The organism is Streptomyces rimosus (assembly GCF_008704655.1).
Lineage (GTDB): Bacteria > Actinomycetota > Actinomycetes > Streptomycetales > Streptomycetaceae > Streptomyces > Streptomyces rimosus.
Genome location: NZ_CP023688.1, coordinates 8,601,363 through 8,619,422 on the forward strand (window position 1 = coordinate 8,601,363; position 18,060 = coordinate 8,619,422).

At 73.3% G+C, this 18,060-nt stretch carries 16 protein-coding genes and 2 pseudogenes; 10 read left to right on the forward strand and 8 right to left on the reverse strand.

Going from position 1 to position 18,060, the window contains the following annotated elements:
- Positions 1 to 138: 138 nt before the first annotated feature.
- Positions 139 to 918, reverse strand: coding sequence for an alpha/beta fold hydrolase (locus CP984_RS37710; RefSeq protein ID WP_003986973.1), 780 nt, complete (start codon positions 916 to 918; stop codon positions 139 to 141).
- A gap of 153 nt (positions 919 to 1,071) precedes the next feature.
- Between CP984_RS37710 and CP984_RS37715 the strand changes: the two genes are divergently transcribed.
- Positions 1,072 to 1,611, forward strand: a complete 540-nt coding sequence (locus CP984_RS37715) for an ATP-binding protein (protein ID WP_003986974.1) — start codon at positions 1,072 to 1,074, stop codon at positions 1,609 to 1,611.
- Positions 1,612 to 1,635: 24 nt separating this feature from the next.
- On the opposite strand, the gene CP984_RS37720 is transcribed toward CP984_RS37715, so the two are convergent.
- The gene (locus CP984_RS37720) at positions 1,636 to 2,388 is read right to left on the reverse strand and encodes a type 1 glutamine amidotransferase (RefSeq protein WP_003986975.1); all 753 of its coding nucleotides are present in this window, start codon (positions 2,386 to 2,388) and stop codon (positions 1,636 to 1,638) included.
- 342 nt (positions 2,389 to 2,730) lie between these two features.
- Between CP984_RS37720 and gcl the strand changes: the two genes are divergently transcribed.
- The 3 genes from gcl to CP984_RS37735 all read left to right on the forward strand — a co-directional run bounded on the left by gcl (position 2,731) and on the right by CP984_RS37735 (position 6,347).
- Positions 2,731 to 4,509 (forward strand): glyoxylate carboligase, encoded by a 1,779-nt coding sequence (gcl, locus tag CP984_RS37725; RefSeq protein WP_003986976.1) that lies wholly within the window; start codon positions 2,731 to 2,733, stop codon positions 4,507 to 4,509.
- Between the two features lie 72 nt (positions 4,510 to 4,581).
- Positions 4,582 to 5,427 carry a TIM barrel protein gene (locus CP984_RS37730; RefSeq protein ID WP_151416128.1) on the forward strand — a complete coding sequence of 282 codons (846 nt, stop codon included), beginning with the start codon at positions 4,582 to 4,584 and terminating at the stop codon, positions 5,425 to 5,427.
- Positions 5,428 to 5,453: 26 nt separating this feature from the next.
- Positions 5,454 to 6,347, forward strand: a complete 894-nt coding sequence (locus CP984_RS37735; protein ID WP_151416129.1) for a 2-hydroxy-3-oxopropionate reductase — start codon at positions 5,454 to 5,456, stop codon at positions 6,345 to 6,347.
- A gap of 111 nt (positions 6,348 to 6,458) precedes the next feature.
- Here CP984_RS37735 and CP984_RS37740 read toward each other — a convergent pair whose 3' ends face one another.
- A complete protein-coding gene (locus tag CP984_RS37740) occupies positions 6,459 to 7,082 on the reverse strand; it encodes a GNAT family N-acetyltransferase (protein WP_003986869.1) in 624 nt (207 codons plus the stop codon).
- Between the two features lie 142 nt (positions 7,083 to 7,224).
- Here CP984_RS37740 and CP984_RS37745 point away from each other — a divergent pair, with 142 nt between their 5' ends.
- From CP984_RS37745 to CP984_RS37760, 4 genes and pseudogenes are all read left to right on the forward strand, one after another.
- Positions 7,225 to 7,530 (forward strand): hypothetical protein, encoded by a 306-nt coding sequence (locus CP984_RS37745; protein WP_003986870.1) that lies wholly within the window; start codon positions 7,225 to 7,227, stop codon positions 7,528 to 7,530.
- A 69-nt stretch (positions 7,531 to 7,599) separates the two neighbouring features.
- Positions 7,600 to 8,268, forward strand: a pseudogene (locus tag CP984_RS37750) (ATP-binding cassette domain-containing protein); the annotation flags it as partial.
- On the forward strand, positions 8,252 to 9,067 hold the full coding sequence (locus CP984_RS37755; protein WP_003986872.1) for an ABC transporter permease: 816 nt from the start codon (positions 8,252 to 8,254) through the stop codon (positions 9,065 to 9,067). The pseudogene CP984_RS37750 and the gene CP984_RS37755, both read left to right, overlap by 17 nt.
- Positions 9,068 to 9,110: 43 nt before the next feature.
- Positions 9,111 to 10,403, forward strand: coding sequence for a glycosyltransferase family protein (locus tag CP984_RS37760; protein ID WP_003986873.1), 1,293 nt, complete (start codon positions 9,111 to 9,113; stop codon positions 10,401 to 10,403).
- 17 nt (positions 10,404 to 10,420) lie between these two features.
- Here the strand turns inward: CP984_RS37760 and CP984_RS37765 are convergent, their stop codons facing one another.
- The 3 genes from CP984_RS37765 to CP984_RS37775 form a co-directional block, all read right to left on the reverse strand.
- Positions 10,421 to 12,229, reverse strand: coding sequence for an ABC-ATPase domain-containing protein (locus CP984_RS37765; RefSeq protein WP_030417422.1), 1,809 nt, complete (start codon positions 12,227 to 12,229; stop codon positions 10,421 to 10,423).
- A gap of 171 nt (positions 12,230 to 12,400) precedes the next feature.
- Positions 12,401 to 12,628, reverse strand: coding sequence for a hypothetical protein (locus CP984_RS37770; RefSeq protein ID WP_003986875.1), 228 nt, complete (start codon positions 12,626 to 12,628; stop codon positions 12,401 to 12,403).
- Entirely contained in the window at positions 12,625 to 12,816 is a 192-nt protein-coding gene (locus CP984_RS37775; RefSeq protein WP_003986876.1) for a hypothetical protein, read from the reverse strand. Before CP984_RS37775 ends, CP984_RS37770 begins: the two co-directional genes overlap by 4 nt.
- A 406-nt stretch (positions 12,817 to 13,222) precedes the next feature.
- Here CP984_RS37775 and CP984_RS37780 point away from each other — a divergent pair, with 406 nt between their 5' ends.
- Entirely contained in the window at positions 13,223 to 14,101 is an 879-nt protein-coding gene (locus CP984_RS37780) for a helix-turn-helix domain-containing protein (RefSeq protein WP_129820756.1), read from the forward strand.
- 10 nt (positions 14,102 to 14,111) lie between these two features.
- Here the strand turns inward: CP984_RS37780 and CP984_RS37785 are convergent.
- Positions 14,112 to 15,480, reverse strand: a pseudogene (locus CP984_RS37785) (amidohydrolase).
- Between the two features lie 120 nt (positions 15,481 to 15,600).
- Positions 15,601 to 16,578, reverse strand: a complete 978-nt coding sequence (locus CP984_RS37790) for a hypothetical protein (protein WP_003986057.1) — start codon at positions 16,576 to 16,578, stop codon at positions 15,601 to 15,603.
- 246 nt (positions 16,579 to 16,824) lie between these two features.
- Between CP984_RS37790 and CP984_RS37795 the strand changes: the two genes are divergently transcribed.
- Positions 16,825 to 17,781, forward strand: a complete 957-nt coding sequence (locus CP984_RS37795) for a threonine/serine dehydratase (protein WP_003986058.1) — start codon at positions 16,825 to 16,827, stop codon at positions 17,779 to 17,781.
- The last annotated feature ends 279 nt before the right edge of the window (positions 17,782 to 18,060 follow it).

The following is an 18,060-nucleotide window of genomic DNA, read 5'->3' on the forward strand; positions in this document are numbered from 1 at the left end:
ATCTCGGCACGGAACTTCCCCCATCCGCCGGCACCAGCGTGCCGACGGCATGGCCAGCATCCGGCAGCCCGATGAACGGAAGCTCAACGCCTGCGCGACGGCGTCAATCCGCGCAGGCCGGGGGCGGTCCGGGCCGGTTCAGCCGGTGGCTTGCGGCGCCAGCGCCGCCGCGACCGCGCGGACGTACCCCTCCGGGTTGTCCAGCATGATGTTGTGCCCGCAGTCGGGCACCGGCACCACCCGTACCCCGGCCGCCGTCAGCTCCCCGGCGCCCGGCAGCGGGACATCGGCCTCGGGCAGCAGGTACGTACGCGGAATCGCCAGCTTCAACAGCACCTCGCGCATGACCGGTTCGCTGCCCCGGGTGAGGTGCACCGCGCTGCGGTGCAGCGCCTCCAGCCCGGCCAACCGCATCGTGGACCACCAGTGCGCGCCCGCCACGTCCCGTATCCGCTCCCAGCCGCCCGCGAGGAACTCCTCCTCGGAGAGCGCGGCGATGCCGCCGCTGCCCGGCCGGCCCCGCTCCGGGGTGATCGGGTCGAGGTTGGCGTCGATGAGGACGAGCCGCGCCACCAGGTCCGGGTGCCGGGCGGCGAGCAGGATCGCCACCGAGCCGCCCATGCTGTGGGCGATCACGTCCGCCGCATTCACCCCGGCGGCCCGCAGCGCCTCGGCGACGGCGTCGGCGTGTGCCTCCAGGGTGTACGGGAAGCTGGTCGGCCGGTCGCTGATGCCGAAGCCCAGCAGATCCAGGAGCAGCGAGCGGTGGCCCGCCAGGCGCGGGTGCGCGGCCGTCTCGGCGAAGTAGGCGGGCGAGGTGGCGCCGAGGCCGTGCAGATAGACGCGGACCGGTTCCTCGCCCGGCAGTTCGGCCCAGCGGATACGGTCGCCCTCAGGCGTCACCACGGCGTTGCGCACGGTCGTCTCTCCTGCTCCTGGGAACCGGGCGGTGGCCCGGGATGGCTGCGGACGCGGGCCCGTCCGGGCACGGGCGCCCACGGGCGCTGGACAGCTTGCCAGGCGCGTAAATTCGCTGGCGAGGCGGGTGCGGTGGGCCGACCATGGGCGGTGATGCAGCCTACGACGAAGGTTCTGGTCCTGTGCGGCGCCGCCGGGGTCGGCAAGTCCACGACGGCGTACGAGATCGCCCACCAGCTCGGCCGCGCGGACATCCCGCACGCCGTCATCGACACCGACCAGCTGGACCAGGTCCACCCCTGGCCGCCGCCCGGCCTCGCGCCCGGCGAACTGTCCCGCCGCAACCTCGCCGCGGTCTGGGCGAACCTGGCCGAGGTGGGCCACACCCGGCTGCTCCTGACGGGCGTGTTCGTCACGCTGGAACGGGAGCTGGCGTGGATCGCCGACGCCGTACCGGGCGCCGACATCGTGTCCGTACGGCTGACCGCCGACGTATCCGCCCTGGAGCAACGGGTCCGCCGCCGGGAGATCGGCTCCGGGGCGGACGGCCAACTCGCCCGCACCCTGCGCCAGTACGCCGACCTCCGGCGCCCGGAGCCGCCGGGCACCACGGTGATCGACACCACCGGCCGGACCGTGGCGTCGGTCGCGGCCGAGGTGGTCGGGGTGTGGCTGGGCGGGGGAGCGGGATAGGGCGGATCCGCCGGCCCGTGCCGGTCAGAGGCCGGCGCGCTCCATGAAGAGGGTCCGCAGGTGGGACAGGCTCCGCTCGGCCAGGGGGCGCAGGGCCGGGGCGGCGGCGAGGGCGTCGGCCCGCAGCCGGGTCGTGGCGTCGGGGCCGAGGGCTTCCTCGGCCTCGGCGGTGAAGGACGGCTCGGCGAGCCAGTTGTCCTGGAGGCCGGGGGTGACCTCCAGGTGGAACTGGAGGCCCCAGGCGGCCGGTCCGGCGCGGAACGCCTGGCACTCGGTCGACCCGGTGCTCGCCAGGACACGGGTGTCCGCGGCCGGGACGATGCGGTCGCCGTGCCAGTGGAGCACGGCCGGAGCCTCCGCCAGCGGGCCGACGACCGGGTCGTCGCGGTCCACGTCCCGCAGCGGCGCCCAGCCGATCTCGCCGGGGCGGCCCATCTCGGTGCTCGTCCGTACGGCCAGACCCTGGACACGGGCGAGGAGCTGAGCGCCCAGGCACACGCCCAGCGTCGGTATCCCGGCGCGCAGCGCGTCGGCCAGGAGGTCCCGCTCCAGCTTCAGCGCCGGGTGGCCCGCCAGGTCGTCCGCGTTCATGGGGCCGCCCATGACGACCAGCCCCGCCAGGTCGGACACCGGCGGCAGATCGTCCGCCGAGGCGCCCGGCGTGTCGATCAGGTTGCGGATGTCGGCGTGGAGGCCGCTGCCGTCCAACGCGTCCAGGATCAGGCCGGGCTTCTCGACCTCGATGTGCTGGAGGAACAGGACGGTACGGGCGGGCATGGGGCGGTCTCCTCGGGGTGGCCGGGGCGGTGGTGGCGTGACGGGCAGCTTAACGCGCAGGTCATGACGGTCCTGGTGTGTGCGGGTGTGGGCGGGCGGACCGAAAGCCCTGGACGCTGCCGGCTGTGATCCCCCGCCCCGGCCCGCTCCGCTGCCCGGACCCCGGCTCCCCGTACCGCCGCTCACTCCCCGAGCGCTCTCTTGACGGCTGGAGGGGTGCGCTCTACTTTCTTCGTACTTCCGCACAGCAAAACAGCAATTCCATTATGCGGAAACAGTGCAGCTCACGCCTCCGCCCCCGGGCCGGAGCGCGATCCCGACAGGCCGACGCAGGAGTACTCGATGCCTCGAATGACCGCCGCTCGTGCGGCTGTGGAGATCCTCAAGCGCGAGGGCGTGACCAACGCGTTCGGTGTGCCGGGCGCGGCGATCAACCCGTTCTACGCGGCGCTGCGGGCCGACGGCGGCATCCATCACACGCTCGCCCGCCATGTCGAGGGCGCCTCCCACATGGCCGAGGGCTACACCCGCGCCCGCCCCGGCAATATCGGCGTCTGCATCGGCACCTCGGGCCCGGCCGGCACCGACATGATCACCGGCCTCTACTCCGCGACCGGCGACTCGATCCCGATCCTGTGCATCACCGGCCAGGCACCGACCGCGGTGATCCACAAGGAGGACTTCCAGGCCGTCGACATCGCCTCGATCGCCACCCCGGTCACCAAGGCCGCCACCACCGTCCTGGAGGCCGCCCAGGTCCCCGGCGTCTTCCAGCAGGCGTTCCACCTGATGCGCTCCGGCCGCCCCGGACCGGTCCTGATCGACCTGCCGATCGACGTCCAGATGACGGAGATCGAGTTCGACCCGGAGACGTACGAGCCGCTGCCGGTGCACCGGCCGAAGGCGACGCGCAAGCAGATCGAGAAGGCCCTCGCCATGCTCAACGCGGCCGAACGGCCCCTGATCGTCGCGGGCGGCGGCATCATCAACGCCGACGCCTCGGACCTGCTGGCCGAGTTCGCCGAGCTGACCGGCGTCCCGGTCGTCCCGACGCTGATGGGCTGGGGCACCCTCCCCGACGACCACCGCCTGAACGCCGGCATGGTGGGCCTGCAGACCTCGCACCGCTACGGCAACGCCACGTTCCTGGAGTCCGACTTCGTCCTCGGCATCGGCAACCGCTGGGCCAACCGCCACACCGGCAAGCTGGACGTCTACACCCAGGGCCGCACCTTCGTGCACGTCGACATCGAGCCCACCCAGATCGGCAAAATCTTCGCCCCCGACTACGGCATCGCCTCCGACGCCAGGGCCGCGCTGGAACTGTTCATCGAGGTCGCCAAGGAGCAGCGGGCCGCGGGCGAGCTGCCCGACCGCGGCGAGTGGGCCGCCGCGGCGCAGCACCGCCGGGCCACGCTCCAGCGCCGTACCCACTTCGACAACGTGCCGCTCAAGCCGCAGCGGGTGTACGAGGAGATGAACCGCGCCTTCGGCCCCGAGACCCGGTACGTCACCACCATCGGCCTCTCCCAGATCGCCGGCGCCCAGATGCTGCACGTCTACAAGCCGCGCCACTGGATCAACTGCGGCCAGGCCGGGCCGCTCGGCTGGACCATCCCGGCCGCGCTGGGCGTGGCCACCGCCGACCCCGACGGCAGCGTCGTCGCGCTCTCCGGGGACTACGACTTCCAGTTCATGCTGGAGGAGCTGGCGGTCGGCGCGCAGCACCGCATCCCGTATGTGCACGTGCTGGTCAACAACTCCTACCTGGGCCTGATCCGCCAGGCACAGCGCAACTTCGACATGGACTACCAGGTCACCCTGGAGTTCGAGAACATCAACACCCCCGAACTCGGTGTGTACGGCGTGGACCACGTCAAGGTCGCCGAGGGGCTGGGCTGCAAGGCCATCCGCGTCACCGAGCCGGACCAACTGCTGCCCGCCTTCGAGGAGGCCAAGAAGCTGGCCGCCGAGCACCGGGTCCCGGTGGTCGTCGAGGCCATCCTGGAACGGGTCACCAACATTGCGATGAGCGGCACCGACATCGGCAGCGTCAACGAGTTCGAGGACCTGGCCACCGAGCCGGGCCACGCGCCGACCGCCGTCGTGCCGATGAGCTGAGCCGGGCGGGTGGGGGCCGCCGCCCCCGCCCTGCCGCTTCCGCACCCCGCATCACGAAAGGACGGCTCCGTCGTGGGCTTCTCCGACGCGCGTTTCGATGTCAACCTCTCGATCCTGTTCACCGAGCTGCCGCTGCTGGAACGCCCGGCGGCGGCCGCCGCGGCCGGGTTCACCGCGGTCGAGCTGTGGTGGCCCTGGACCGACGCCCCCGTCCCCGCACAACGGCAGCTGGACGCCCTGCGCAACGCGCTGCGCGATGCGGGTACGCAGCTGGTCGGCCTGAACTTCTACGCCGGGCAGCTGCCCGGCCCCGACCGCGGCGCCCTGTCCGTCCCCGGGGAGGAGTCCGAGCGCTTCCGCGCCAACGTGGAGGTGGCCGCGGACTTCGCGCAGTCGCTGGGCTGCACCGCGCTCAACGCCCTGTACGGCAACCGCGTCCAGGGCGTGGACCCGGCCGCCCAGGACGCCCTGGCGCTGGAGAACCTGACCCTGGCCGCCCGCGCCGCCCACCGGGTGGGCGCCACGCTGCTGATCGAGGCACTCAACGCGCCGGAGTCACCCGCCTGCCCGATCGTCTCGGCGCCCAAGGCGATCGAGGTGGTGGACGCGGTCAACGCGGCCACCGGCCTGGACAACGCCCGCTTCCTGATGGACCTCTACCACCTGGCGAGGAACGGCGAGGACCTGGAAGCGGTCATCGACCGCTACACCCCGCTGACCGGCCACGTCCAGATCGCCGACAACCCCGGCCGCGGCGCCCCCGGCACCGGCACCCTCCCCCTCGAAGACCTCCTGGACCGGCTGCACACCAACGGCTACGCCGGCTGGACGGGCCTGGAGTACAAGCCCGGCAACACCCCCAGCGCGGACGCGTTCGCCTGGCTGCCCCGCCCCCAGCGCGCCACCACCGCCCCCTGACCCGCCGCACGAAAGGCACCCCGTACATGAGCACTCTTCCGAAGATCGCGTGGATCGGGCTGGGCATCATGGGCGCGCCCATGGCCGAGAACCTGCTCAAGGCCGGCTACCCGGTCACCGGCCACACCCTCGAACCGGACAAGCTCGACCGGCTGGCGACCGCCGGCGGCACCCCCGCCGCCTCGATCGCCGAAGCCGTGGCCGGGGCCGATGTCATCGTCACCATGGTGCCTGCCTCCCCCCAGGTCGAGGCCATCGCCTACGGGCCCGACGGCATCCTGGCCAACGCCCGGCGCGGGGCACTGCTGATCGACATGTCCTCGATCACCCCGCAGACGTCCGTCGACCTGGCCGCCGCCGCAGCAGAGCGGGGCCTGCGGGTGCTGGACGCCCCGGTCTCCGGCGGCGAGGCCGGCGCCATCGAGGCGGTGCTGTCCATCATGGTCGGCGGCCCCCAGGAGGACTTCGACGCCGCCCGCCCCCTGTTCGAAGCGCTCGGCACGACCATCGTGCGCTGCGGCCCGCACGGAGCGGGGCAGACCGTCAAGGCCGCCAACCAGCTCATCGTCGCCGTCAACCTCCAGGCCTGCGCCGAAGCCGTGGTCTTCCTGGAGAAGTCCGGCGTCGACCTGACCGCCGCCCTGGAAGTCCTGGGCGGCGGGCTGGCCGGCTCCACCGTCCTGACCCGCAAGAAGACCAACTTCCTGAACCGCGACTTCACCCCGGGCTTCCGCATCGATCTGCACCACAAGGACATGGGCATCGTCACCGACGCCGCCCGCACGGTCGGCGCCGCCCTGCCCGTCGGCACCCTGGTCGCCTCCCTGGTCGCCGCCCTGCGCGCACAGGGCGACGGCGGCCTCGACCACTCCGCCCTCCTACGCGGCGTCGAACGCCTCTCCGGCCACACCACCGGCTGAGTCCGGCCCGTACCGTACGAGGACCGCCCGAGCCACCGCCGCGCCCGCAACCCGCGACGGTGGCTCGGGCACACCCGTAGCCGGACCCCTACGGCTCGCGCCCCACGCCCGTCATGCCGGGTCCGGCCAGTCGTCGCCCGCGATACGGGCGTGCAAGTGCTCGTCGTGCCAGCCATCGGCGTGCAACAGCGCGCTGCGCATGGTGCCTTCGAGCCGGAAGCCGGCCCTTTCCGCCACACGGCAGGACGCCGGGTTGGCGACGGAGTGCGAGAGCCGCAGCCGGTGCAGGCCCAGTTCATGTACGGCCCACCGGCTGATCCGTACGGTCGCCGACACGGCCAGCCCGCGTCCGCGTCCGGCCGGCAGCAGCCAGTAGAGGAACTCGGCGCTGCCGCCGCGGAGATCCATGTCCCCGATCCCGGCCAGCCCCACCGCCGCGCCGCCACCCGCACCCGCCACGGCCCAGATGGCGGCCTGTTCGTCGTGCCACCGCCGGTGCCAGTGGGCGATCTTGTCCCGGGCGCCGTTCGGCGAGACCCGCGCGGGCCGGTTCCAGTGGACGATGTCCGGGTCCTGGCAGGCGGCGACCAGCACCTGCGCGTCGGCGGGCCGCCACGGACGTAACTCGGCGTCCGTGGACAGCGTGAGGGTGGGCTGCTCACTGTCGCGCAGCCGGCCGGCGGGAACGACGGGAGGGATCGGGGAAGTCGTGGGGGAGGAGCTGGGTGAAGTCATGGGTGGATCTTGCCAAGGGCCGTGTACGGGCGGTGTATGGGCGGGCCGCCGCGCCGCCCCGGCGCACTTCTGTCCTGTTAAGGGCGCTCCTCATATGGGCGACAATTCAGGTAATGGACCAGTGATGAGGGCCCCTATCGCTATGGTCGCAGCCGGTGACGAGTACCTGGCCACCGCCGTCGCCAGGCTCCGAGCGGAACGCCGGGGCGTCCCGGCGCAGTGCGTCGCCTGGCCAGCCCGGGACCACACCGGTACGGACGAACTTCCGTGCACGCAGCGGCTGGAAAGCACCGGACCGTGGCACCTGGACCCGGACCAGGGCGCGCGCTGGGCCGCGGCCATCACCGCGCAGGCGCGCACGCTCCCGGCCCACGTGGTGCTGCTGCCCGTTCCGCTCACGGGCCAGGCGGCTGTGGATTGCGCGTCCGTTGAGGGAGGCGCCCCGTGAACACGGGGACCTGTCACGGAGCGACGGCGCGGGTGGGGGGCTCCGGCGGCCGAGGCCGGGGCGGCCCGGTCGTCCACCGGCTACCTCGCCCAGGACGCCACGCCCATGTGCCTCCTCACCCCCGCCGAGGCGGTACGGCTGCGCGGGCTGCCGAGGGCCGCGGCGCGCGACGAGCGGGACGCGCTCATCGACTGGTGGGGGCTCGGCGCCTTCGCCCGCCGGCGGCTGAACCACCTGTCCGGGGGCCGGCGGCAGCTCGCCCTGATCGCGATGGCCTGCGCGGGCGCGGTGTCCCTGGTGATTCTGGACGAGCCGACCGCCGGCCTGGACCCGGGCCGCCGCGCCGAGGTCTGGAGCAGGCTCGGCGAACTCAACCGGAGCCTCGGACGCACGATCGTGCTGGTGACCCACGACCCCCTGGAGGCGGAACGGGTCCTGGGCAAGGTCGTCATCCTGGTCGCGGGCCGGGTCGCCGCGGCGGGCCGCCCGGCCGAACTGAAACGCCGCCTCGGCAGCGCGCTGCGCGTCGAGGTGGTCGGTGACGGCGCACTGGGGCCGGATCTGCCGCCGGAGTACGCATGGGACCGGGCCGGGTCCGGCCTGTGGCGCACCCTCGCCGAGCCGGAGGCCGTCATGGGGCTGTTCCAGCGGATGGGGGACAACGACCGCATCGCCGACGTCCGGGTACGTTCCGCGAATCTGGAGGATCTGTACTTCCACCATGCCGAACACCACTGAAACCGCCGATACGGCCGGTGTCCTGTCCGTCATGCGGCCGCCGGACGCCCGGTCCCGGCCCGGCATCCGCACCGAACTCGGCCAGCTGATCAGCCTGCAGATCCTCAACTGGCGGTGGACCTGGCGCACCTTCCTGGTCCTCGGCACGATCCTGCCGGTCCTCTACGGGCTGATGCTGGGCACCGCGCTGCGCCACTCGACTCCCGGCGCGGTCAGCCACGCCCTGATCGGGGCGGTGTTGCTGTCCGCCTCCGTGGACTCCATGGGCAAGACGTCCGCCCACTTCGTCAACCTGCGGCAGACCGGCGGCCTCGATCACCTGCTGCGGCTGCCCGTCCGGCCCGCGCTGCTGATCGTCTCGACCGGCGCGGCCTTCTGCGCGTTCGCGCTGCCCGGCATCGTGGCCACCATTGTGCTCGACGCCTGGCTGCTCGACGTCGAACTGGCCGTCTCGCCGCTCGCCGTCCTGGTCGTCCCGGTCGCGGTCTTCGCCTACGTCGGCATCGGCGCGCTCATCGGCGGCCTCACCCCCACACCCGAACTGGCCTCGCCGCTCAGCCTGCTGGTCTCCCTCGCCTCGCTGGGGGCAGGCGCGGTCGTCCTGCCCGCCCCCCTCCTCCCGCCGGCCCTGCAAGCGGTCGGCGACTTCAACCCCGCGACCTATATCGCCGACGCCCTGCGCGGGGTCCTGCTGCCGGGCGACCACCCGCACCTCGCGATCAGCGTCCTGATCACCTGCGTCTTCACCGCGACGGCGGTCGTGTCCGCCGGCGCCTGGGTCCGCCGGTGGGCGGCCTGAGCCGGACGGCCGCACGGCCGTCCACGACCAGCCGGAGGCAACCGTGCATCTGCTCGTCATGGGAAAGTCCGCCTACAGCCGGGTGATCGACAAGACCCCGGTGCCCATCACGATCGCCGGGCACACCGCCCAGTTCATGCGGCCGCTCATCTCGTACGCGCTCGCCCACGGCATGGCGGTGTCGTACGCCTACCCGCTGCGCCCCTCGGGGTGCCTGATGCTCGATCCGCGGGACGCGGTGCCCGACGGGGTGGTGGAGGTCCCGTTCAACGACCTGTCCGCGCAGAAGGCGCCCCTGCACATCGGCTGGCTCTCGGTGGAGGCGTCCCTGCGCCAGGCCGTGGAACGGCAGGGCGGCATCGACTGGGTCTTCCTCCCGTACGCGTTCCCGCTCGCACCGCTGCCGGCCGCGCTGAAGGAGAAGTACGGCTACCGGCTCGCCCTCTTCCTGCGCGGCGGCGACGGCTCCCAGTGGCCGGACCCGCGATGGGTCGCCGAAACCCTCGGCGACGCCGGTCACGCGCACCAGGTGTGCGGCCTGTACAAGGAATCGCTGGCGGCGGCGGACTTCGTCGGCGTGGCCTCGAAGTGGCTCGGCGACGTTGTGGCGGGACACGGGGTGCGCTGGCACGCCGTGGTGGAGTCGCCCGCCGCGATGTGGCTGGGCGCCGGGCCCGAGCCGTCCTGGGACAAGGCCCGTTTCAGCGCCGATCCGGGTGTGGTCCGCAGGCTCGGGAACCTGGACGTGTCGAAGAAGTGGGTGCTGTCGGCCGGGCGGATCCACCCGGACAAGCACCTGGACCTGGCGGCCGACATCTTCGCCTCGGCCGGACTGGACGGCTGGCAACTCGTCCTCTCCGGGGTGGGCACCGGTCTCGACGGCCTCGCGACCGGCGCTCTGGCGGAACTCGTGGCGAAGGGATCGGCCTGCGTGCTGGAGGTGCCGCCGCGCATCGTGCACGCCGTCTTCCAGGTCTCCGACGCCTATCTCCAGACCTCGCTGCCCTCGGCGACCTTCGTCGACGCACGCCCGTCGTCGGTGACGTCGGCGGCCTTCCACGGCAAGCCCGTCGTCCTGCCCATCGCGGCCGCCGGGGGCGTGGCCGAGAGCGTGGCGCCGGAGAATCTGCGGGAGTTCGGCTTCGACGTACGGGGCCTGGACCCCACCGGCCCGGACGGCCGCGCCGAGACCGTACGCCGCGGCGCCGCCGCGCTCCGCGGCCTGGAGGACCCCGGCCTGACCGCCCGGGCCGGCGCCGCGAACGCGCGGCACGCGAGCGGCTCCTCGGTCGACGCGGTGTTCGACCGGGTATGGGCCCGGCTCGGGGAGCTCTGAGCCGGGCCGGCGGCCGGCTACGGGGTGGCCGGCCGCCCCAGCACCCGCAGTCCCCGCAGCCGGTTCAGTGCCGCGGCGACCTCATGGCGGCGGGGCAGCGCGAAGTCCTCGTCGCGGACGGCGAGGAGGCGGTGCGCGCCGTCCGCCAGGTCGCCGTCGAGCAGGTCGAGCGCCTCGGCCAGCGTGCGGTCGCCGTCCACGTACCCGCGCCGCACCATCAGTTCCAGGGCCAGACCGATGCCCACCACCTGGCGGGCGTCCGCGATCTGCTCGACGGCCCGCAGGTCGACGTCGTGCTCGCCGAAGGTCAGCGCGTCGTCTCCGCGGGCGCGGATACGGGAGCGGCCGCGTACCGACGTGTCGAGCGAGCCGGGGTCCGGGCGGCGGTGCGCGATGCCGGGGAAGGACTCCGCCTCCGCGGTCCGGCCGGTCGGCACCGCCGCCAACTGCCGTGCCCGCGCGGTGACATCGGACGGCAGGTACGCGTCCATCATGAGCACCTGGTCCGCGACCTCCATGTAGTCGCCGGAGCCGCCCATCACCAGCACGGTGGAGACGCCGTGGTCCCGGTGCAGCGAGCGCACCAGGTCCACGAACGGCGTCAGCGGTTCGCGCTCCTTGGCCACCAGTGCCTGCATCCGCGCGTCGCGGATCATGAGGTTGGTGGCCGCGGTGTCCTCGTCGATGAGCAGCACCCGGGCGCCCGCCTCGACGGCCTCGCACAGGGAGGCGGCCTGCGAGGTGGATCCGGAGGCGTTGTCCGTACGGAAGTCGGTGGTGTCCGCGCCGCTCGGCAGGTGGTCGACGAAGGCGTGCACGTCCACCCGCTCGACCCGCCGGCCGTCCTCGGAACGGATCTTGACGGTGTCGGGCCGGGCCACCACCAGCTCCCGGCCGTCGCCCGGCACGTGGTCCCAGATGCCGGTCTCCAGGGCGCGCAGCAGCGTCGACTTGCCGTGGAAGCCGCCGCCGACGATCAGGGTGACGCCCTGGCGGACACCCATGCCGGTGACCCTCCCGGCGTGCGGCAGGTCCACCGAGACCCGCAGCTCCTCGGGCGAGGCGAAGGGGACGACCCCGCCGCCGGCCGCCGGGCGGTCGTCCACGCCGCTGCGCCGCGGCAGCACCGCGCCGTCCGCGACGAACGCCACCAGGCCGAGACCGGGCAGCGCGGCACGCAACGCGTCCGAGTCCTCGACGACGTCCGCGAAGGCGCGTACATCGTCGGCGTCCAGCGCGGTGTAGCGCAGCGCGCGCTCGACGACCTTCGGCAGCAGGCCGCACAGAACGTGCTCCGCCGCGTGCCCGTCGATGCGGCGGCCGTGCCCCGGCAGGTCCACGCCCAGCCGCAGCGTCACCGCGCCGTCCCGCGCGTCCACCAGGCACGAGCTGCGCTCCAGCACCTCCTGGCCGCCCGCGTCCACGCGCAGCGACCGGTGGTCCGCCGCCTCGGCGGCCCGCCGGGCCAGATAGCTCGCCAGTGCCCGCCGCCGTACCGGCGACTCCCACAGGTCCGCCGGGAAGCCCGCCTCCTCGGCCGGTACGCGCAGCGCGACCCGCGCGGGCGGCGCGTACGGGTCGGACTGCCCGCGGATCACCTCCAGGGTGAAGCCGGGCATGGCCCAGGAGCCGAGGAGCGATTTGTACCCGCCGTACGAGGCACCGTCCATCCGGCGCAGCTCCCCGGCCAGGCCGTCACGGATGCCCTGCGGGCGTCCGGCCGGACGCCCGTCGGAGGGACGGCCGTGGCCGCGGCCCCGCCGGTATTCGTGGCCTCGGCCGTATTCGCGGCCTCGGTCGTGGTCACGGCCTTGAGGGCGTCGCACAGCGCCTGCACCTTTCGCATCGCGTCATCCGGTCACCGGCTGGATCACCGGTCCGACGGCCGACGATACCCAGACGGGCGCCGTGGCGTCGTACGCCGGTCCGGTGCCGTGGCGCGGGCGGGGCCCGGGGCGGCCCCGCCCGTTCCGTACCTGGTCCCGGCCCTGTCCCCGTCAGTACACGGAGAACGGGAACAGCCGCCGGGCCTCGTCCGCCCGCGTGTCCCGGCCGCCGTCCGTACGGGCCGGCCGTACGCCGATCAGAGTGGCTTCGCCGCACGCGCAGATCACGGACGTGGCGATCCGCAGCCGGCCGGAGCAGTCGACGACAGGGGTGGTGAAGACGCGCGGCTCCGGCGCGCCGCATCGCCGGCACACCGCCGCCCCCGGCGATCCGCTCACCGCCCCCACCTCGTTCCGCCCGCCGCGGCGGCCGGCGTCAGCGCCGACGCCGCCAGCAGGACCCAGAGGGCGTCCTGCGAGAGGGGGAATCCGGTGGGGGCGGGCGTCACCAGCGTGACGCCCACGATGAGCACCGCCAGGAAGGCGGTGCCCGTACAGCGAAGGGCTATCCTGCAATGGACGAACATGAGGTCTCCTTGTGCGTGACGTACATGGGGTCTCCTGATTCCGGCAGAAGGCCGTTCCCTGCTTCCCGCCAGAAGCTCCAGGGAGCGGCCTCTGTGTTGCGCTGCGGCGATGGGGGACGCTTCCGCCCTCCGCCCGGTCGCGGTCATCGGTCAGGTCACATGGCGCGCTCCTTCCGCCCCGTCGGATGCCGTGCGCGGCGGCGCGGCCCCTAACGGCAGTCTCGGCCCCGCGCTCACCTGCGCCCATGCCTGAGCGACGGGCGGCGGAATACATGAGCACCAGGACGGCGCGCACGGACACTGGCGAACACCCGTGACACGGGCGGACAATGACGGACAGGCGCGGAACATCTGTGTCACCCCGTCCGTGCCACCGCCGCCACCGCGCATCCGGGGGGAAGATCCATTGACCGGCCGGTCCCCGTCCTCACCCGCACCCCAGCCCGTACCGGAACCCGTGGCGGCCTTCGCCGAGCAGCTGCGCGAACTGCGCCTGCGGTGCTTCGAGCCCACGGAGGCGCGCCTCGCCCTCCAGATGAAGTGCGGACGCAGCTCGGTGTCCGCGATGCTCAACGGCCGCCGCTTCCCCAGCTGGGAGCTGACCTGCGCGTTCGTGACCGCGTGCGGGGAGGAGCCGGGGGACTGGCTGGACCGGTGGCGGGACGCGAAGCGCCGCCTGGACGCGCTGCGCAGGGACCCGGACGGCCGCGCCGCGCCGGCGCGCCCGGCCGCGCTGCCGGACGTCGGCGGCGACGCGCTGCTCGCCGCGACCTGGTACCGCAGCAACCCCGAGTTCTACTCCGCCGCGGCGCGCAGCGTCCGGTCGGCGCGTTCGGAGATCCGCGTCACCTACACCCGCCGCTACCCGCCCGACCAGTACACGACCAAGGCGTCCGCCGACTACTTCGCGGACATCCTGGCCTGGGCCCGCGAGGACACCGAGGACCAGCGCAGCGTCCGTCGCATCATCGGCATCCCGGAGACCGACGGCGTGCCCGACAAGGACGTCCTGGCCTGGGCCCGGCGGCACCGCGAGGAGACCGGCGACATCCTCAACTACGAGGCCAGTGTGCTGCGGTGGACGGCCGCAGCGGACGGCCTGAACATGGCCCTGATCGACGACAGCGTCGTCTTCCTCGCCTTCTCCGGCGGCTCCCGCCAGAAGCTGAACGGCTTCAGCGTCCAGGACCGCACCTACATGTCCTACTTCGCCGCCTACTTCGAGCAGCTGTGGACCCCGCTCCAGCCGCTGGGCACCTATCTGGACGCGACGGCCGGGCAGTGACAGCGGGCGCTCAGCCGTCGTAGTGCTGAACGCGGTCGCCGTGGCCGCGATCGAGCAGGGCGGGCAGCCGGCCGCGGATCTCCGCGGTGATCGCGGGCACGTCGAGGGTCAGCAGGCGGCGGTCGCGCATGAGGACGCGGCCGTCGACGACGGTGGTGCGTACGTCGCCGGAGCGGACGCTGTGCACGAGGGCGGTGGCCAGGTCGTGCACCGGCTGGACGTGCGGCCCGGTGAGGTCCACCAGCACGATGTCCGCCCGGCGCCAGCCGCCCCACCTGCCCGTCGAGGCCGAGTGCGCGGGCGCTCTGCGTCGTCGCGTGATCGAGCGCCTGGCGGGCGGTCAGCCACCGCGGGTCCCGTTCCGCCGCCTTCTGCATCAGGGCCGTGAGCGTCATGCTCTCCCAGACGTCCAAAGTGTTGTTCGACGCGGCCCCGTCCGTCGCCAGGCCGACCGGGACGCCGATCGAGCGCAGCAGCCGTACGGGCGTCGTGTCCCACGCGAACTTCAGGTGGCTCCTGGGGGCGGTGGCCACGCCGACCCGTGCGGTGGCGCTGCCGAGCACCGGGAGGTCCCGCTCCAGGATGCCGGTGCCGTGGGCGATCAGGACGTCCACGTCCAGCAGGCCGGTGCGGTGCGGCGTCTCGATCGGGGTGCGGCCGTGGCGGGCGAGGCTGTGCTCGGTCTGTTCGCGGTTCTCGGCGGCGTGCAGGTGGACGGGCAGGCCGTGGTCGCGGGCGAGCCCGGCGGTCGCGCGCAGGTCGGCGTCGGAGACGGTGTACGGCGCATGCGGCGCGAGCGAGGTGGTGATCCGGCCGCCGGCCCCGCCGCGGCGGCGCAGCGCGAAGTCCAGCGAGCGTTCGCGGCCCGCCGGGCCCATCGAGGAGAAGTACGCCCACCCGAGGTTCGCCCGCAGTCCGCTCACCTCCACGGCGTGCGCCACCTCGTCCATCGCGAAGTAGTGGTCGGCGAACGTGGTGACACCGCGGCTGATCATCTCGGCGCAGGCGAGCAGCGCGCCGAGCCGTACGTCGTGGTCGGTGAGGCGGGTCTCGGCCGGCCAGATCCGCTCGTTGAACCACTCCTCGATGGGCAGGTCCTCGGCGCTGCCCCGGAAGAGCACCATCGGCGCGTGTGTATGGCAGTTGATCAGGCCGGACAGCACGGCCCGGCCGCGGGCGTCGAGGCGTTCGGCGGCGGGCAGGTCCGCCACCGCCGCGGCCGTGGTGACCGCGTCGATCCGGCCGTTCCGTACGACGACCGCGGCGTCCTCGGCGAAGCCGATGCCGTCGTGGTCGTCGTGGACGAGGACGGTGCCGCCCTCGATCACCAGGTCGGCGGCGCCGGGGCGGGAGGGGGTGTGCGGGGTGCGGTCGGGCACGGTGGCTCCCTGGGGTGGGGCGGTGTGCCACGACGATGGCACGGGAGGGGCGCGGTTGGGGGAGGGGCGAGGCAACCGGCCATCCGATCGCTCGGCCCCACGCCCGCCGCGCCCCGGCGTCTACCGCGCGTCGGCCGGTGCCAGTACGTCGTCCGCGAAGCGCGGAACCTCCGCGTTCTCGTTCTGCCCGCCGTTCTTCTCGCGGATCCACTTGCCGGCCAGGGCTGGAATCCACGCCGAGAACTCGCTCTGTGTCAGGTCGCCCGGCACCTCGCCGCCCAGCTTGTTGATGTCGGCCGCGGGCAGGCCGCCGGACGCGTCGAGACGCTCGGACGGGGCGTCCTTCATCGTCGCGTCCCAGACCTGGAGGGCGAAGGTGGTGCAGTTGCGCGCCGACGTGCCCGCCCAGCCACCGGTGAGGACGAAGTTCCAGCTCGGCAGGAGCGTGTATTTCTCGTTGATGTCCGCCCGCCGCCGGATTTCCTGGTCGAATGCCTTCTGCTGGGTGCCGGTCAGCTTCTTGCAGTGTGCGGCGCGCGGCGAATACGCCTGGCCCTGGTCCTGCTTGCGGCTCGGCCGGTCCCATTCGACCAGGGGCTTGCCCGGGACGTTGATGTCGTAGCCGGTGTAATTGACGGACATGCCGTCGACCGGCGAACCGTCGCCGTTGGTGCCGTCCGGGTCGTTAGGCTGGAACGAATAGGTGTCGTAGCGGGCCTCTTCGCCCCCGTCGAGTTTCCGGTGCAGCGCGCCGCCGGAGTTGAAGTGCACGAGCCAGCTGTGGCCGAACACGTGCTGACTCACGTTCAATTCGTACAGCAGCTTGTTCATCTGCTCGGCGTAGGAGAGCTTCCCGTACGTGCGCTGGAAGTCCTCGCTCTTCCACAGCGCGTGGGCCCGCTTGGCGACGTCCCATACGTAACCGCCGGTGGTGCGGTCGGTGATCTCGGTGCTGTAGATGCACAGCACGTTGTCCAGGGCGCGGGCACCGGAGGACGGCGGACCGCCTGCGGCCTGGGCGGCAGGTGCCTGGAGCAGCCCCACGAACAGGGCTGTCGCGGCGGCCGGGGCGAGCACGGCGGGCTTGCGTAATGTCATGACGTGCGGAGGTTTCCCTTCGGTCGGCCGGCGGCCAGGACGCGCCGCCGGCCCGGCGTATCAAGATCATTTCGCCGTACGGTCCCGTGCGCCATGGGCGGAAAGTCCTGACGGGACGGGACTTTCGCCCCCTGGCCCGAGCGGGGGCCCACGGGGACGCGTGATCAACTGGACCGGTCCGGGCGCGAGGCGGACCTCCGGCCGGCACCACCGTTCACGACGTTCGACCCGGGAGAGTGGTCCGCGATGAGCAGCATCAGCTACGAGGACGTGCGGGCGGCGGCCGGCCGGATCGCCGGGGACGTGCGCCCGGTGACCGTCGCGCCGGTCGACCCCGGCACCTTCGGGCCCGCCGACGGCTGGCTCGCCTACGAGTTCACCCAGCACACCGGCTCCTTCAAGGCCCGCGGCGCGGCGAACTTCACCGCGGCGCACCGCGCGGCCGGCACCATGCCCGAGGCCGGCGTGGTCATCGCCTCCGGAGGCAACGCCGGACTGGCCTGCGCCTGGGCCGCGGCCCGGCACGGCATCCCGGCGACCGTGTTCGTGCCGGAGACCGCGCCGCCGGTCAAGGTAGCCAAACTGCGGCGCCTCGGCGCCGAAGTACGCCAGGTGGGCACCGAGTACGCCGCCGCCCTGGAGGCGTCCCGCGAACACATCGCGCGGACCGGGGCGCTGGAGTCGCATGCGTACGACCACCCGCTGATCGCGGCCGGCGCCGGCACCCTGCTGGAGGAGATCCGCGCCGCGCTGCCCGGTCTGGACACGGTGGTGGTCGCGGTCGGCGGCGGTGGCCTGTTCAGCGGGGTCGCGGCGGCCGCGCACCACCACGGCGTACGGGTCGTGGCCGTCGAACCGGAGAACTGCCGGGCGCTGAACGCGGCGATCGAGGCGGGCCGGGTGGTCGACGTGCCGGTGCGGTCCGTCGCCGCCGACTCGCTGGGCGCCCGCCGCGTCACGCACATGGCCCTGGACTGGGCCCGGCGCGCCGAGGCGGTCTCGCTGCTCGTACCGGACGAGGCGATCCTCGACGCGCGCCGCGCCCTGTGGGACGACCGCAGACTGGCGGTCGAGCACGGTACGGCGGCCGCCTACGCCGCGCTCCGCTCGGGCGCGTACCGGCCCGCGCCGGGCGAGCGGGTGTGCGTCGTCGTGTGCGGCGCGAACACCGACCCGTCGGACCTCGTACGCCCCGGAGAGTGACCCCGGCGGCACGCCTTGGCGCACGTATTCGACGTACGCGTGACCGCCGGACCGGGGGCCGGCCCGCCGCCCGGCCCCCGGCGCCGCCCCGCGCTCCACCCCGAATTCCGCCGGTGAGCTGCGGGTGAGCGGCCGTGCGGACGGTCCGCCCACCGTGCGCCGGACCCGTCTCCGCACACCTGTCCAAAGAGATTTGCCGACGAACCGATACACCCGTCATGTGTGCTCGTTGGCCCTGTATGGCGCGTGAGGTGCGACCGGTCGGGTGGCCACGCCACC